Source organism: Cardiobacteriaceae bacterium TAE3-ERU3 (genome assembly GCA_019218315.1).
Taxonomy (GTDB): Bacteria; Pseudomonadota; Gammaproteobacteria; order Cardiobacteriales; family Cardiobacteriaceae; genus JAHUUI01.
The window spans coordinates 645,614-661,177 of record JAHUUI010000001.1 but is presented as its reverse complement, the minus strand read 5'-3'; the positions used below and the strand labels follow the sequence as shown (position 1 = coordinate 661,177).

Below are 15,564 nucleotides of genomic sequence, written 5' to 3'. Positions count from 1 at the left end.
ATCCCTAGCTTGCAGTGGCAAAGCGTATTACAAAACGAGTATACAGATCCCGCTCACTTTGTATATTTATTCTTCCATCCAATTCTAGAATTCGTGCTCTAACTACATCCATACCTACACCACGACCTGCATCCTCACTACTGTGTTGCAAAGTCGAAAACCCAGAGCGAAATATGGCCATCAATAACTCTTTCTTGGTCAAAGCCTCTGCATCCTGAGCAGAAAGCTGCTTTTCAATACGTAATTTTTCACGAATAAGCGCAAAGTCGATACCCAGCCCATCATCTTCAACCGTTAATTGAAGCTGTCCATTACCTTGCATCGATTTCAATTCAATTCCCATATGACCAATTTCAGACTTATTTTTGCTCATCCGCTCTTTGGGCGTCTCGATACCATGAACTATCGCATTACGAATCAGCTGAACTGTAATATCCTTGATTAAACCAGCTTGGTGTTCACTTATTTCAATTTGATCGAATCCTTGAATATCAACTTTAACCAGTTTGCCATTGCGCTCAGCAACCTGCTCAGCAAATTGACTAAAATAGTGTCCAAAGTGTGATGGAATAATCTTCTGATTAGAGGCCGAGGCTCTTTGTGTTGGTTGAGTATTTGCACTAGCCATACTACCTATTCTATTAACTAGGCTAGCTACACGATCCAATACTGCAATCAATTTTTCTAGTGATACAACTAATGGAAGAAAGTCATCACCAACCAATTTTGACTTATCATTTAACAGCTTGATCTCAGATTCCATATCTTCCAAAATATTCACAAAGCTGCGTAATCCTATTGCAGAAGCTTCCCCTTTCAAGCTATGGGTCTCACGGAAGATAAGTCGTGCCTTTTCTTTCAGTCCTACATCAGAGCGCGTCTGTTCACGCAAAATATTGTTGATATTTTTTGTTGTCGTTTGGGTACTACGTAGAAAGTCACTCATCATGCGATTATCAATCTTCAGAATCGCTGTCAGCATTTCCACTTGCTCGTCATTTTTCGTGCGTTCACGTTCCAAGCGTTCCTCCAGCAAAACCGTCTTAGAAATATCGGCAACGCTAACAAGCACGCGAACAATCTGCTTGCCCTCATAAACGCGTGAAAAGCTGAATTTAAAATAACGAACATCAATCAAACCACTCTCGTCTGTGACCCCAGCACGCACACGATCAAGCGGATTTAAGTCATGAATCAACTTAGCTTTGACGCGTGGATTAAATAACTGCTGAATAAACTCGGTCGCGACTTCCAAATCCTGACGGGAGACAATTTCAGCCAAAACATCTTCAAGAGAACGACCAGCTATGTGCTCAATACCAAGCAAATGACGCAGTGCTCGTGAGTGCTGAGAACCAATTTGCAGATTTTCATCTATTAGGAATAAACCCTCACTCACTGTATCAAAAATTTCTGTAGTTTCCCGACGTGCATCAGACAATGCATGATCAGCCTTAAATAACTGACCAAGTGCGCGAAATACAATAAACAAAAACAACAATAGTGCAATCACGATACCAACAACCTGTATCACCCTGAGTACCATTGCCTGTCCAGCACTCCGATCCTCAAGAATGCGTACGATATCATTCATATCCTCTTGTAATCGAATATTATAAATTCTTGCATATTCAGCGGCATATGAAATTGAACTAAGGGAAAAGTTGTTGTTTTCATAATCTTTGATGAAGGCATTATTTAGACCATAAAAGGGTTCCCAAATGTCATTTGCCTGAGTTAAACGGTTGTGTGCTTGGGGCAAATCAATGGGACTAATAGACACTAATTGACCTTCTACACCAATGGTTTCGCCACCATTTTTTAGTGCTGACAAAGATTGCTGGAAGAGGTTATTTGCATACTTGAGCTCATCAAACTGGCGAAATGCCTGTGATTTAAGCTCTCTAATATCCATACTGCTATTTTTCTCATATTCAACAACAGAAAGGAGATTAATATCGCTGAGGTTTTTAGATATCTGCTGGATCAGTACACCTTGTCTAGCAGCAATACTGACTTCCTGGGCTGATCGCTCTACAAGAAATGAATAATAAAAGTTCAACCCCAAAATTAGTAGGTCAAAAAATAAAAACAATGCAACAGAAATGATAATCGTGCGGTATTTTTTCCAAGGCGATGTATTTGCTATTACATCACTGGAATACGTAGAGACAACTTCATTACCTTTCATTAACTTCCCCAATATCAAATATGCCGCCCTAGTTTATCTTCTCTCAAACATACAATACAATGAAAATATTGATTCATTAGTATAGAGCGTTTTATGTCCCCCAAGTCAATCATTATCATTTCTCTTTTTACACTCATGGGTTGTGATGATTTTATAGCCTCCTCAGACACTACTACAGATGAAGTGCACTATACACTGGGGGTTTCCGTCAGTAATGCCATAGGTAACCCTTATTTCCAAACTGGCTATGATGTTTATCAAAATTTTGCCGATACACACCCCGAAAGTAAAATTCTACTTAACGATGCGGAGGAAGACAGTCAAGCACAAGTTCAGGCCTTACAGAAAATGGTCGAGCAAGGTGCACAAGCATTAATTGTCAATATGGTAGACACCAGTGAAGCTAGCACAATTCTCCAAATGGCAAGAAACGCCAATATACCCGTTGTATTTTGGGATCGAAAACCCTCTGATACGGAGCTCTTTGGTTATAAAAATGCCGTTTTTATAGGTGGTGATAACACTCAGGCTGGTGTCGTACAAGGATTATCAGTATTAAGTGCATGGAATACCCATCCTGAATGGGATCGCAACAGTGATGGGGTAATTCAATACGCCGTGTTACAAGGTATTCCTGGCGTTGCAAATACAATTGCAAGAACCAAGTGGTCCATTAGTACTTTAACCAGCTATCCCGAATTAGGCACCCCTGTAGAAGAGATTTTCAATGAGACGGCAATGTATAGCTCAGATGAGGCTAATAAAGTTACCGAGCGCTGGCTAAACCATCCTGATAGCCGCAATATTGAAGTTATTCTTGCCAATAACGACAGTATGGCTATCGGCTCTATTGATGCGCAACGAAAGTACAATTTTTTCATCCCAACATTCGGAATAGATGCTACACCAGAAGCCGAAAAACTGATGGCTGAAGGTGAGTTGGCCGGAACGGTTCTTAATGATGCCGTCACTCAAGCAGAAGTTAGCATCCAAGCAGCCATTAATTTAATTAATGGCTTGCCAGCTAACAAAAATACTGATTATCACCTTTCTTATCAAGAAATTGCAGTTCCATATCGGGAAGTACCAAATACCAATATCAACCAAGTTAAGTCTGAAGTACCAACCTTCTAACTTTGATTGCGTAGTGCTCATAAAATAAAGGAACTGAATCAAGCTTAATGATTCAGTTCCTTTAATGTTTACGAGCAGTAAATATAATATGATCCTAGAAATTTTATTCAGAAAAAATAAACTCGTCGACACATTTCACAATATCAAATAAATGAGGAACATATGCTATTTTTTAGGCTTCTGCCAACCGCTAATTTCTCTAACAGGTGCACGGGTTAAAGCTAAAGATTGAGCAGACACGTTTTTGCTCAGCGTCGATCCAGCACCAACTGTGGCACCCTCTCCGATCTCAATTGGTGCAACCAATGCACTATTTGAGCCAATAAACACGCCATCAGCAATTTTGGTCTTAAACTTATTGACGCCGTCATAATTGCACGTAATCGTACCGGCGCCAATATTTACACCAGCCCCTACTTCTGCATCGCCAATATAGCTCAGATGATTAACTTTACTTCCTTCACCAATCACCGCATTCTTGGTCTCAACGAAATTCCCAATTCGAGCACGATCAGATAACGCTGTATTAGGTCGTATTCTTGCAAATGGACCAATTGAAGCATGTTTACCGATGGTGCTCTTTTCAATACAGCTGTGGCTGCGAACCAATGTTTCGTCCCCAATCACGCAATCCTCAAGCACGCATCCAGCCTCAACGACAACACCATCGCCTAGAACCACTTCCCCTTTCAATAGCACATTGGCTTCAATAATGACGTCTTTTCCAGCTTGAACACTGCCGTGCACATCAATGCGTGAAGGATCAATCAAGGTGACCCCTGCTTCAAATAACGCATCCACAGCGCGACGGCGCAGGACGTTTTCAGCTTCAGCCAATTGGCGCCGATTATTGACCCCCATCACTTCATCTGCTTCATCAACGATTTTGGCTACAACTTCTTGACCATCTTGCGCACACAATGCGACCAGATCAGTCAAATAGTATTCCCCTTGAGCATTATTGTTATTGAGCTTAGGAAGGTAACGCTGCAATACTTCCGCCGAAAAGGCCATAATACCGCTATTAATTTCCTGAATTTGGCGCTGCTCATCTGTTGCATCTTTTTCCTCGACGATACCAAGTACCCGCCCCTGATCATCACGCACAATACGCCCATAACCAAATGGATTCTCTACCTTGGCACTAAGGACAGCAAAGCCACTTTGCTGCGCCTGAGCGCACAGCTGCTCAATTGTCCCTCGGCGAATCAAAGGCACATCACCAAGTAAGACCAACACAGTCCCAACTTCTGATATAAGTGCCTGCGCCTGCTGCACTGCATGGCCGGTGCCAAGCTGTTCACGCTGCTCAACCCACTTAATTTGCGGATAATCAGGCGTGATCGCGGCTTTTAAGGAGTCGCCCATATGCCCATAGATCACTGCTGGTTCTACGCCACTAATGCCACCAAGAGTTTCTAGAATACGCACCAGCATTGGCTTGCCACCTACTGGTTGCATCACTTTTGATTGGCGAGATTTCATACGTTTGCCTTCACCGGCTGCAAGTATGAGTGCGAGAATAGAAGTATTCATTATGGTTCTCCAATAAAAAAGCCGACAAGTAATGCCGGCTTAAGTGTTTTACAGCTACACGCAGAAATTTGCCGTATTTTATTTCTTACTACGGCGAATAGCAGCGAGCTGTGCAGTCGCCTGCTCCAACTGAGCTTGGGCTTTTGCGTAATCTACCTTGCCTTCGCTGGCCTCTCTCATTCTTTCTTCAGCCTTTTTACGCGCTGCCTCTACCCGTTCAGGATTAAGCTCTTCAGCACGCTCAGCTTCGTCAGCGAGGATCATGGTCATGCCCGGCTGTACCTCAACAACACCACCTGACACATACAGTACTTCTTCCTCGCCGTTTTCCTTAGTCAGGCGTACCTGACCTGGTTTCAAGGCTGCGAGTAAAGGCGTATGACCAGCAAGGATGCCCAACTCACCAGCGATGGAACTGGCCGCAATCATGCTCACCGAGCCCTCAAAAAGGGATCGGTCAGCACTGACTACAGTGGCTTTAAATGTCTTGGCCATATTCATCTCCTGCCGTTGAGCTGGTTATTTTTTCATGCCTTCGGCTTTTTCGACGGCTTCTTCGATTGAGCCTACCATGTAGAAAGCCTGCTCTGGTAAGTGATCGTACTCACCTTCGATAATGCCTTTAAAGCCCTTAATGGTATCTTTCAGAGAAACATACTTACCCGGTGAACCAGTAAAGACTTCTGCAACGAAGAATGGCTGAGACAGGAAGCGCTGGATCTTACGAGCACGGTAAACGACTTGCTTGTCTTCTTCAGACAATTCATCCATACCAAGGATCGCAATAATGTCGCGCAATTCTTTATAGCGCTGCAAAACGTTTTGGACATTACGCGCAGTTTCGTAGTGCTCATCACCAATGATCAATGGATCAAGCTGACGTGAGGTTGAATCGAGTGGATCAACTGCAGGGTAAATACCCAGCTCTGCGATCTGACGTGACAATACAACTGTTGCATCCAAGTGGGCAAAAGTCGTTGCTGGTGATGGGTCAGTCAAGTCATCAGCTGGAACATAAACCGCCTGAATCGACGTGATTGAACCTGTCTTGGTTGAAGTAATACGTTCCTGTAAACGGCCCATTTCTTCCGCCAGAGTCGGCTGGTAACCTACTGCTGAAGGCATACGGCCAAGCAATGCTGATACTTCTGTACCGGCCAGAGTATAACGGTAGATGTTATCAACGAAGAACAGTACATCACGGCCTTCATCACGGAAATATTCCGCCATAGTCAAGCCAGTCAATGCAACACGGAAACGGTTACCGGCTGGTTCGTTCATCTGACCGTAAACCAAAGATACTTTATCAAGTACGTTTGAGTCCTTCATTTCGTAGTAGAAGTCGTTACCTTCACGAGTACGCTCCCCTACACCAGCGAATACAGAGTAACCACTGTGCTCGATCGCGATGTTGCGGATCAGCTCCATCATGTTAACGGTCTTACCTACACCGGCACCACCGAACAGACCGACCTTACCACCCTTCGCAAATGGGCACAGCAAGTCGATAACCTTAATACCCGTTTCAAGCAACTCAGTAGAGTTAGACAGCTCATCATAAGCTGGTGCTTTACGGTGAATTGGCCATTGCTCTTCTGCACCAATATCGCCTTGATGGTCAATTGGCTCACCCAAAACGTTCATGATACGGCCAAGCGTCTGCTTACCGACTGGTACACAAATCGCTTCACCAGTATTGCGTACTTCTGTACCACGAACCAAACCTTCAGAAGAACCCATCGCGATGGTACGAACAACGCCGTCACCTAACTGCTGCTGTACTTCAAATGTAATACCGTCTTTTTCAGATACCAAAGCATCATTGATATTGGGTACGCTCCCACGTGGAAACTCGATATCGACAACCGCGCCGATAATCTGGACAATTTTGCCTGTACTCATGTAAAACCTCTCTAATTCATTAAACAGCGGCAGCGCCGGCGACAATTTCTGTCAATTCTTGAGTAATTGCTGACTGACGAGCTTTGTTGTATTTCAATTGCAATTCATCGATCAGGCCACCGGCATTATCAGAAGCATTCTTCATCGCGATCATACGCGCCGACATCTCACAGGCGATATTCTCAACCACAGTCTGCTTAACCAGTGATTCGAGATAACGATGTGCGATCGTATCAAGCAGCTCTTCAGCAGATGGTTCGTACAGATACTCCCACTGATGGTTAGGCACGATATCGTTGTCAAGCCCTACTTGTGCTGGCAACATCTGCAATACCTTTGGTTGCTGGGTCATGGTATTAACGAACACATTACCGACCAAATAGACGCGGTCAATTTTGCCTTCACGGTACGCCTTAACCATCTCCGTCACACCACCGAGCAAGTCGTGCAGCTTCGGATTATCACCATAACCTTCAACTGAGCTTACAACCGGCACACCGATGCGGCTCAAAAAGCCTGCGCCTTTACGGCCAAATACACTGGCTTCGATCTTACGGCCTTTTTCTTCTTGACCACGCATATGCTTAAGGACAGCCTTGAACAAGTTAATATTCAAGCCGCCACACAAGCCGCGGTCAGTACTGACGATGATATAGCCTACTTTTTTGACTTCTTCACGTTCGGTAAAAAAAGGATGCGAGCCTTCAACGTTGGCACCTGCAAGGTGAGAGACCATGCGCAGAATATTTTCTGCGTATGGCCGACCATGCTGCATGTTTGCTTGCGCACGACGCATTTTTGATGCCGCTACCATTTCCATGGCTTTGGTGATCTTCTGCGTGCTCTTAATGCTTTTGATTTGCCCGCGTATGTCTTTTGCGTTGGCCATGATTGCTCCTTACTTACCAGGCGCCTTTCTCGTTAAATGAGCTGAGAGCCTTATTCAGGCCATCTTTGATCTCATCACTAAAGTCGCCTTTTTCATTGATCTTATCGAGCAAATCTTGATGATCACTGTGCATGAAGCCCATTAGTGCCTGCTCGTAATCCATGATTTTGTCTACTTCGACTTCATCAAGATAACCATTCTCTGCTGCAAACAGCGATACAGACATCTCAGCAATACTCATTGGGCTGAACTGACGCTGCTTCATCAGCTCCATAACGCGCTGACCGCGCTCGAGCTGCTTACGAGTAGCTTCATCCAAATCAGAAGCGAACTGGGCAAATGCAGCCAACTCACGATACTGCGCAAGTGCCAAACGTACACCACCACCGAGTTTCTTAACGATCTTGGTCTGAGCTGCACCACCAACACGTGATACTGAAAGACCGGCGTTAATCGCAGGGCGAATGCCTGAGTTAAACAGATCTGTTTCAAGGAAGATCTGGCCATCAGTGATTGAAATAACGTTGGTAGGAACGAACGCTGATACGTCACCAGCTTGCGTTTCAATGATTGGCAACGCTGTCAGTGAGCCAGTCTTACCCTTGACTTCACCATTGGTTAAACGCTCAACTTCATCAGCATTAATACGTGAAGCACGCTCAAGCAAACGAGAGTGGAGGTAGAAAACGTCACCCGGGTATGCTTCACGGCCTGGTGGGCGCTTGAGCAACAGCGATACTTGACGGTAGGCCCATGCCTGCTTAGTCAAGTCATCATAGATAATCAGTGCATCTTCACCACGGTCACGGAAATATTCCCCCATTGAGCAGCCAGCATAAGGTGCAATGTACTGCATAGCAGCAGATTCAGAAGCCGCTGCAGCTACGATGATAGTGTGCTTGAGTGCATCGTGCTCTTCAAGTTTACGCACAACGGAAGCAATAGAGGAGGCTTTTTGACCAATTGCAACGTAAATACACTTAACACCAGTATCTTTCTGGTTAATGATCGCATCAATAGCAATCGCTGTTTTACCAGTTTGGCGGTCACCGATAATCAGCTCACGCTGACCACGACCAATTGGCACCATCGCATCAATTGACTTAAGACCAGTTTGCAGAGGCTCGTCAACTGACTGACGCTCAATAACACCTGGTGCGATTTTTTCAATTGGAGCAGTGCCTTCACTTTCAATAGCACCTTTACCATCAATTGGCTCACCAAGTGCATTAACGACGCGACCAAGCAAACCACGGCCGATTGGCACTTCAAGGATTTTGCCAGTACAAGATACTTTGTCACCTTCATTGAGGTGCTCATAGCTACCAAGAATAACCACACCGACGCTGTCGCGCTCAAGGTTGAGCGCCAGACCATATACGCCGCCCGGAAACTCAATCATTTCCCCAAGCATGACTTGGCGCAGACCCTCAACTTGGGCAATACCATCAAACAAGCTGATGATCGTACCTTCTGCTTTGGTTTCTACTTTATTTTCGTAATCAGCGATTTTATCTTTAATAAAGCCGCTGATTTCAGCAGGATTTAATTGCATGTTCGTTCCTCTAATCGTCGAGTTTTCGGGCAAATTGCTGCAAGCGGCCTTGCAGGGACTGGTTAATCACCTGCCCATCGTATTCAATCACAACCCCGGCCATCAATTCCGGTACTTCTTCAACTTCCAGCGTAACTGTCTTGCCAAGTTTCTGCTCAAGCATTCCGATCAAAGCTTGTTGCGCTTTATCGTCAAGTGCCTGCGCACTCTTTACGTGTGCGATACAGCTGTTGTGGCTGGCGGAGCAAAGCTCTACGAAAGTTTCCGCAATTTCGGGTAAAACAGCGAAGCGGCCGTGGGTTTCAAGCAGGAGCAAAAAGTTATGCTCCTGTTCGGTTACACCTTGTTCACGGGATTTTTCCAGCCATTCATTGAGCCACTGCTCTATTAGCGTACTGAATCCCGGTGTATGCATGTGCTGCATGACTTCAGGTTCATTGGCCAATTCTGCTGCTGCCGACAAAAACTGCTGCCAACGCTGCTGTTCAGCGTCATTCTCAGCCAAGTCGAAGACGGCTTTGGCATAAGGCCGGGCGATGGTTTGTGGTTGTGCCATGGTTTAGAGTTTCTCGCTCAGTTCTTGCAAAAGACGGGCGTGATCGTCGGCTTTGACTTCACGGCCAATAACCTGCTCTGCGCCCTCAATGACCAAATCAGCTAATTGCGCGCGCAACTGCTCACGAACCCGGCGCTTTTCCTGCTCAATTTCTTCACGTGCGTGATCGAGCTCACGGCGTCCGGTTTCCTGTGCTTCATTGCGTGCATCAGCGACAACTTGATCAGCCTGTTTATGTGCACGGCTGACAATTTCTGTCGCTTGGCTTTTCGCCTGAGCAATCATTGCCTTGGATTCTTCTTCTGCAGCCTGCATGGAATGCTTGGCTTGATCAGCCATGCTGAGTCCATCAGCAATCTTCTGCCGACGCTCTTCGGCCATTTTGGCGAAAACTGGCCACACATATGTGTAGACAAACCACCAAAACACCAAAAACGTGCCCATTTGGCCTATTAGCGTGAGATTAATGTCCATCGTTTAGGCGCCTCCTTCTGGGCAAGCGAAGTAATTAAACGTTGATCGAGCTCAAAAGCGGGTTAGCAAATACCATGATCAACGCGATAACAACACCGATCATAGCAACCGCATCAAGCAGACCTGCGATAATGAAGAACTTACCTTGCAGTGGGTTCATCATTTCAGGCTGACGAGCGCTGCTTTCAAGGAATTTACCGCCAAGAATACCGAAGCCGATGCCAGTACCTACAGCTGCCAAGCCAAGGATAATACCAACTGCGATCGCTGTAGGGCCTTGAATACCTGCAATCGCCATCAACGTTTCCAAACTTTCCATAATAGCCTCCTAAAATTAATAACAAATGGAATGGAAATTAATGTGCTTCTGCCATCGACAAATAGACGACAGTCAGAATCATAAATAGATATGCCTGAAGTGTCACGATCAGGATATGAAATATTGCCCATGCACCGCCAGGTATAAACTGCACGAAGAACGGCAGCAATGCGATGAGGACAAATACCAGCTCACCTGCAAACAAGTTACCGAATAAACGCAATGACAATGAAATGACTTTTGCGAAGTCTTCAATCAGGCGCAGAGCGAAGTTGATCGGGAACAAGATAACCTTGAGAACTGGAGATTGTGCGTCGAATGGGTGAGCTCCCATAGACTTAAACATACCTAATGCGCCGCCATTAGCCTTGAAGCCATAGATATACATCAAAGCGACAACGGTAATAGACAAAGCAAATGTGGCATTAACGTCAGTAGAAGGGACGACTTTCAAATACGGTACACCAACCAATGCAGCAGCGCCTGGCAACAGGTCAACTGGCACGAGGTCCATCGTATTCCACAGCAGAATCCAGCAGAAGATAGTCATAGCCAGTGAGCCAATATCGCGGCGCGACTCACCAAAGAAGTCTTTGACTGTACCATCGACAAAGTCAAACACCATTTCGGCCAAGTTTAAAGACCATGAAGGAACGCCACTATGCGCTTTAAGCGCCATACGATGCAAAAAGTAGCAAAAAGCCACGCCCAATAAAATTGAAAAGAGCAGTGTATCTATATGTACTGCCCAAAAGCCTTCTCCAACCACAAGGTTGGTCATGTGGTGCTGAATAAATTCCGCGCTGGTTTGTTCGCCGCCGTGTGCTGCCATTGTGATCCTCTTCAATCCACCAAAATCAGCCAAAAATAAGCAAGGTAAGTCACGACAAAGCCGATGATTAGCGCGAATGGAGCAACATGCTGTACCAGCAATACTGTCAATACCGCAACCAGCAGCCATTTCATGACTTCATTTAATATCATGGCTCCGTAAAACATTTTTGCCGGCACGACCTTTGGCAGGCGGCGAAATATAATCATTGCCATGATGGTTGTTGATATTGCGATCAAACTACCTGCAACAAGGCCAGGAAGCCAATTTTGATAACCTGACAGCCATCCTATTATTAGAATGACCAGCATCAGGAGTGTCTGAATCCGCAATAACTTTTTTAATTTTCTTTGCATATATGCAAAATTCTCAGCGATTATAGAAGTTCGTTACTAATAGGTCAAATGAAAAACGCTATTTTTATTGACGAAATCCCCATAAGCTGAGAATGCGCTCTAGCTCATCGACATTATCGTACTTAAGAACTAGTTTCCCGTGACCTTTTTTCTTATGTGTGATAGCGATCTTTGCACCTAAAAATTCCGTCAATTGAGATTCAAGTGCTGAGATATCTTCTTTACCTGCACTGAGGTCTGTCGTTGCTTCAGGCTCGGCACCAGACATGATCTGCTTAACGCGCTGCTCAGTCTGACGGACAGTTAAATGCTTGCGGATAATTTCATTGACCAAGGCATTCTGCTCACCCTCGCTCAAAGCAAGCATAGCCCGGGCATGCCCCATTTCTATAGAACCTTCACCAAGTGCTTTTTTGGCAGTACTACCTAGATCTAGTAGACGTAGTGTATTAGTAACTGAAGAGCGAGACCGACCAACCAACTGCGCAACCCTGTCGTGCGTCAAGGTAAAGTCTTCTACCAATTGTTGTAAGCCCTCTGCGACTTCGAGCACATTCAGGTCGCTGCGCTGAAGGTTTTCAATCAGTGCTACTGCAAGTGCCTGACGGTCATCGTAGTTTTTTACCACGCAAGGCACACGACTCAGCCCAGCCTGTTGCCCGGCACGAAAACGGCGCTCACCGGCGATAATCTCATAGCGCTCACCACCAATTGGACGCACTACAAGTGGCTGTAATACCCCATGCTCAGCGATCGAGTGGGCGAGCTCATGTAAGGCCTCTTCATCAAAGCGCTTGCGCGGTTGATAGCGCCCAGGCTCAATACGAGATACATCTATTTGCTTGAGTGCCTCGAATTCAGGCTGCTCCAGTACTGATTGGCCAATATCGCCAATCAATGCATCCAGACTTCGACCCAATCCTCGTTTTTTCTGAACTGACACTTAAGCATTCCCTCCATCAATACGTTTACGCAGCTCTTTGGCCGCTTTACGATATTCTTTTGCACCTTTCGAGTGGCGATCGTAAATAGTAATTGGCATACCATAGCCTGGTGCTTCGGCAAGGCGCACATTGCGTGAAATAACGCTTGGGAAGACCAAATCTTTTAAATGTTTGAATAAGCTCGCCGAAACTTCTCGGGTCAGCCGTGACCGAGAATCATACATGGTGCGTAAAAAACCGGCAATGCGCAGATCCGGATTAACGCTCTGCCGAATTTGCCCGACAGTATCAAGTAAGCTGCTTACCCCTTCAAGAGCAAAATACTCACACTGAATTGGTACCAAAATATATTGCGAAGCAACCATCGCATTAACCGTCAATAAGTTAAGCGTTGGCGGGCAATCAATGATCACGTAGTCAAAGCGCTCAATCCAGCCAGCTGTATGCTGTTTCAGCAATGAATGGCGCTGAGGATGATCATGCAAGCTACTCTCCAATGCACTCAACTCATCATTAGCTGGCAACAGCCAAAAGGCATTATCCGCTACTGGCAAGCAAACGTCTTCGGCCGCAGCATCGCCAAGGATGACGTCCATCACCGTATGCGACATTTCATTTTTACGCTGCCCACAAGCAACACTTGCATTCCCTTGGGGATCAAGATCAATCAGCAATACACTGGCGTTATTCTCAGCAAGTGCAGCTGCAATACTGACCGCAGAGGTTGTTTTGCCTACACCACCTTTTTGGTTAGTGACCGCAATCAGCTTAGTCATCATCATCCTCCTTGACCATCACCAACAATGAGCGTGTGGCATCAAGCATCGGCACCTTGACTGATATTTTTTTCTTAACCACAAATCGTTTGGTTTCCGCGTCTTGTGGCATATGACCACACATCATTAACCACTGCGTTTGTGCGTCGCCTAAATGAGCAGTCAAATCAAGCAGCATTTGTGGTGCAGCCATTGCACGACTGATAACGCAGTTAATGGCTTGTTCAGGCAACCATGATTCCACTCTCTCACTAACAACCTTCACATTAGACAGGTGCAACGCCGTAGCCACCTGACGAATAAATGCTGATTTTTTATTGTTCGACTCAACAGCATAAACAATCATTTCAGGGCGCATAATCGCAATAATCAATGCCGGCAATCCTGCGCCGCTGCCAATATCGGCCAGTGTTTTCACGTCAGGCAAATGCGGTAATACCGCTAAACAGTCCAGCAAGTGCACAATAACTTGCTCACGAGGATCACGCACAGAAGTCAAATTATGTACGGTGTTCCAACGATTGAGCAATTGCAAATAGGCGCGGAATTGCTCAATTTGCTCATCAGTAATGGCAAAGGGCAAGGCTGCAATACCTTGCCCTAAAGCCTGCTCAGCGGCAGAAGGTAACATCATTTCTCAGCCAGTTTGCGGAAGTATTCCAGCAGCAAACCAACAGGACGCCCAGTACCACCTTTATTCTTTCCTGAGTGCCAAGCAACACCAGCAATATCAAGGTGCGCCCAAGAATACTTCTCGGCAAAGGCACTCAAAAATGCAGCAGCAGTAATTGTGCCAGCTTCACGCCCACCAATATTTTGCAAATCTGCAAATGGGCTCTTGAGTTGATCTTTGTATTCCTGATCAATAGGCAAACGCCAGACAGGATCATGCGCACGCTCACCAGCATCGAACAGCGCCTGAGTAAGATTATCGTCATTACCCAACAATCCTGCACGGTGCGAACCAAGCGCAACCACACAAGCACCTGTCAAAGTTGCCATATCAATAACTGCTTGTGGCTTATAGCGCTCGGCATAAGTCAGTGCGTCACACAAAATCAGGCGACCTTCCGCATCGGTATTAAGTACTTCAATGGTCTTGCCAGACATACTGGTGAGAATATCACCCGGACGTGTTGCGCCACCATCAGGCATGTTCTCCACGGAAGGAATCAATGCAACAACATGCACCGGTAATTCACATTCACACAGTGCTTTGATTGCACCAAACACAGCAGCAGCACCGCCCATATCGTATTTCATCAAGTCCATATCAGCACCCGGCTTGAGTGAGATACCGCCACTATCGAAGGTAACACCCTTACCGACCAGTACGACTGGCTTGCTGTTCACGACATTTTTCGGCTTGTATTCCATAATGATGAAACGCGGATGCGCAACCGCCCCTTGTGCAACGCCCATCAAAGCACCCATACCCAAATCAATGATGGCTTTCTTTTTCAGCACTTCAACTTTCAGTGAGTCGTATTCTTTGCCAAGTTTTTCAGCCTGCTTGCCAAGATAGCGAGGGTTACACACATTCGGTGGCATATTGCCAAGATCACGAGTCAGCGCCGTACCTGCGGCCCATGCATCAACCAAAACCAAATCGCGTTCCAGATCTTTAATATCTTTTCGTTCTACGCTAAACAGCCATGTTACTGCCTTTACGGCTTTTTTCTTATCTGATTTGAATTGATCAAAGCGATACGATGAACAGGCTAGCTTACGTGCAACGATGGTTTGCTCGGCCAAATCTTGAGTCAAAGCAACAACAACATTTTGCCACTCTCGAGAGACCGCATATTCAGCTGCTTTTTCTGCCGCTTTTTCCAAACCTTTGTGACCACCGACGCGAATCACCATCAAGCGGGCAGCTTTAACTGCAGATACTTCATAAAAAACCGTGTAATCGCCATTATTAGACGGCAAGTTGCCCTGCTCTGACTGTTTGGCAATATAAGCATCAGCTTCTTCACCAAGGCTGGCAAGCAACTCGCCTTGTTCATTGATCGCACAAACCAGCAAATCGGCTTCAATATTTTGCAAAGCCGCAGATTTTACTTTAAAAGTCATTTATTTCTCCTGGTTCGACACCAT

The 15,564-nt window shown here is 45.7% G+C and carries 16 protein-coding genes; 1 reads left to right on the top strand and 15 read right to left on the bottom strand.

Annotated elements, in window-relative coordinates:
• Positions 1–4 precede the first annotated feature (4 nt).
• Complete coding sequence (locus KRX19_02985; GenBank protein MBV7433980.1) at positions 5–2,191, bottom strand: Hpt domain-containing protein; 2,187 nt, start codon at positions 2,189–2,191, stop codon at positions 5–7.
• A 93-nt stretch (positions 2,192–2,284) separates the two neighbouring features.
• Here KRX19_02985 and KRX19_02980 point away from each other — a divergent pair, with 93 nt between their 5' ends.
• Complete coding sequence (locus tag KRX19_02980) at positions 2,285–3,325, top strand: galactose ABC transporter substrate-binding protein (protein ID MBV7433979.1); 1,041 nt, start codon at positions 2,285–2,287, stop codon at positions 3,323–3,325.
• A gap of 165 nt (positions 3,326–3,490) precedes the next feature.
• Here KRX19_02980 and glmU read toward each other — a convergent pair whose 3' ends face one another.
• The 14 genes from glmU to KRX19_02910 form a co-directional block, all read right to left on the bottom strand.
• Positions 3,491–4,861, bottom strand: coding sequence for a bifunctional UDP-N-acetylglucosamine diphosphorylase/glucosamine-1-phosphate N-acetyltransferase GlmU (gene glmU / locus KRX19_02975; GenBank protein MBV7433978.1), 1,371 nt, complete (start codon positions 4,859–4,861; stop codon positions 3,491–3,493).
• A 78-nt stretch (positions 4,862–4,939) separates the two neighbouring features.
• Positions 4,940–5,356 (bottom strand): F0F1 ATP synthase subunit epsilon, encoded by a 417-nt coding sequence (locus KRX19_02970; protein MBV7433977.1) that lies wholly within the window; start codon positions 5,354–5,356, stop codon positions 4,940–4,942.
• Between the two features lie 24 nt (positions 5,357–5,380).
• Entirely contained in the window at positions 5,381–6,763 is a 1,383-nt protein-coding gene (atpD, locus tag KRX19_02965; protein ID MBV7433976.1) for a F0F1 ATP synthase subunit beta, read from the bottom strand.
• 19 nt (positions 6,764–6,782) lie between these two features.
• A complete protein-coding gene (gene atpG, locus KRX19_02960) occupies positions 6,783–7,652 on the bottom strand; it encodes a F0F1 ATP synthase subunit gamma (protein MBV7433975.1) in 870 nt (289 codons plus the stop codon).
• 13 nt (positions 7,653–7,665) lie between these two features.
• Positions 7,666–9,207, bottom strand: coding sequence for a F0F1 ATP synthase subunit alpha (atpA, locus tag KRX19_02955; GenBank protein MBV7433974.1), 1,542 nt, complete (start codon positions 9,205–9,207; stop codon positions 7,666–7,668).
• Between the two features lie 10 nt (positions 9,208–9,217).
• Positions 9,218–9,763 (bottom strand): F0F1 ATP synthase subunit delta, encoded by a 546-nt coding sequence (locus KRX19_02950; protein ID MBV7433973.1) that lies wholly within the window; start codon positions 9,761–9,763, stop codon positions 9,218–9,220.
• Positions 9,764–9,766: 3 nt separating this feature from the next.
• Positions 9,767–10,237: a F0F1 ATP synthase subunit B gene (locus KRX19_02945; protein MBV7433972.1), complete on the bottom strand. Its 471-nt coding sequence runs from the start codon at positions 10,235–10,237 to the stop codon at positions 9,767–9,769.
• A 34-nt stretch (positions 10,238–10,271) separates the two neighbouring features.
• Positions 10,272–10,538, bottom strand: coding sequence for a F0F1 ATP synthase subunit C (gene atpE, locus KRX19_02940; GenBank protein MBV7433971.1), 267 nt, complete (start codon positions 10,536–10,538; stop codon positions 10,272–10,274).
• Between the two features lie 55 nt (positions 10,539–10,593).
• Positions 10,594–11,388: a F0F1 ATP synthase subunit A gene (atpB, locus tag KRX19_02935; GenBank protein MBV7433970.1), complete on the bottom strand. Its 795-nt coding sequence runs from the start codon at positions 11,386–11,388 to the stop codon at positions 10,594–10,596.
• 11 nt (positions 11,389–11,399) lie between these two features.
• Positions 11,400–11,744, bottom strand: coding sequence for an ATP synthase subunit I (locus tag KRX19_02930; GenBank protein MBV7433969.1), 345 nt, complete (start codon positions 11,742–11,744; stop codon positions 11,400–11,402).
• Between the two features lie 64 nt (positions 11,745–11,808).
• Positions 11,809–12,687, bottom strand: a complete 879-nt coding sequence (locus KRX19_02925; GenBank protein ID MBV7433968.1) for a ParB/RepB/Spo0J family partition protein — start codon at positions 12,685–12,687, stop codon at positions 11,809–11,811.
• Positions 12,688–13,464 (bottom strand): ParA family protein, encoded by a 777-nt coding sequence (locus KRX19_02920; protein MBV7433967.1) that lies wholly within the window; start codon positions 13,462–13,464, stop codon positions 12,688–12,690. It lies immediately after the preceding gene.
• The gene (gene rsmG / locus KRX19_02915; GenBank protein MBV7433966.1) at positions 13,457–14,095 is read right to left on the bottom strand and encodes a 16S rRNA (guanine(527)-N(7))-methyltransferase RsmG; all 639 of its coding nucleotides are present in this window, start codon (positions 14,093–14,095) and stop codon (positions 13,457–13,459) included. The genes KRX19_02920 and rsmG overlap by 8 nt, the downstream gene beginning before the upstream one ends.
• Positions 14,095–15,540 (bottom strand): leucyl aminopeptidase, encoded by a 1,446-nt coding sequence (locus KRX19_02910; GenBank protein MBV7433965.1) that lies wholly within the window; start codon positions 15,538–15,540, stop codon positions 14,095–14,097. Before KRX19_02910 ends, rsmG begins: the two co-directional genes overlap by 1 nt.
• Positions 15,541–15,564 lie beyond the last annotated feature (24 nt).

Excerpts from the sequence above, each read along its gene's own strand:
- rsmG (MBV7433966.1), bottom strand. The coding sequence starts at position 14,095 with ATGTTACCTTCTGCCGCTGAGCAGGCTTTAGGGCAAGGTATTGCAGCC.
- KRX19_02970 (MBV7433977.1), bottom strand. The coding sequence starts at position 5,356 with ATGGCCAAGACATTTAAAGCCACTGTAGTCAGTGCTGACCGATCCCTT.
- KRX19_02980 (MBV7433979.1), top strand. The coding sequence starts at position 2,285 with ATGTCCCCCAAGTCAATCATTATCATTTCTCTTTTTACACTCATGGGT.
- atpD (MBV7433976.1), bottom strand. The coding sequence starts at position 6,763 with ATGAGTACAGGCAAAATTGTCCAGATTATCGGCGCGGTTGTCGATATC.
- KRX19_02950 (MBV7433973.1), bottom strand. The coding sequence starts at position 9,763 with ATGGCACAACCACAAACCATCGCCCGGCCTTATGCCAAAGCCGTCTTC.
- atpB (MBV7433970.1), bottom strand. The coding sequence starts at position 11,388 with ATGGCAGCACACGGCGGCGAACAAACCAGCGCGGAATTTATTCAGCAC.
- KRX19_02910 (MBV7433965.1), bottom strand. The coding sequence starts at position 15,540 with ATGACTTTTAAAGTAAAATCTGCGGCTTTGCAAAATATTGAAGCCGAT.
- atpA (MBV7433974.1), bottom strand. The coding sequence starts at position 9,207 with ATGCAATTAAATCCTGCTGAAATCAGCGGCTTTATTAAAGATAAAATC.
- KRX19_02930 (MBV7433969.1), bottom strand. The coding sequence starts at position 11,744 with ATGCAAAGAAAATTAAAAAAGTTATTGCGGATTCAGACACTCCTGATG.
- atpG (MBV7433975.1), bottom strand. The coding sequence starts at position 7,652 with ATGGCCAACGCAAAAGACATACGCGGGCAAATCAAAAGCATTAAGAGC.
- KRX19_02920 (MBV7433967.1), bottom strand. The coding sequence starts at position 13,464 with ATGACTAAGCTGATTGCGGTCACTAACCAAAAAGGTGGTGTAGGCAAA.
- KRX19_02985 (MBV7433980.1), bottom strand. The coding sequence starts at position 2,191 with ATGAAAGGTAATGAAGTTGTCTCTACGTATTCCAGTGATGTAATAGCA.
- KRX19_02945 (MBV7433972.1), bottom strand. The coding sequence starts at position 10,237 with ATGGACATTAATCTCACGCTAATAGGCCAAATGGGCACGTTTTTGGTG.
- glmU (MBV7433978.1), bottom strand. The coding sequence starts at position 4,861 with ATGAATACTTCTATTCTCGCACTCATACTTGCAGCCGGTGAAGGCAAA.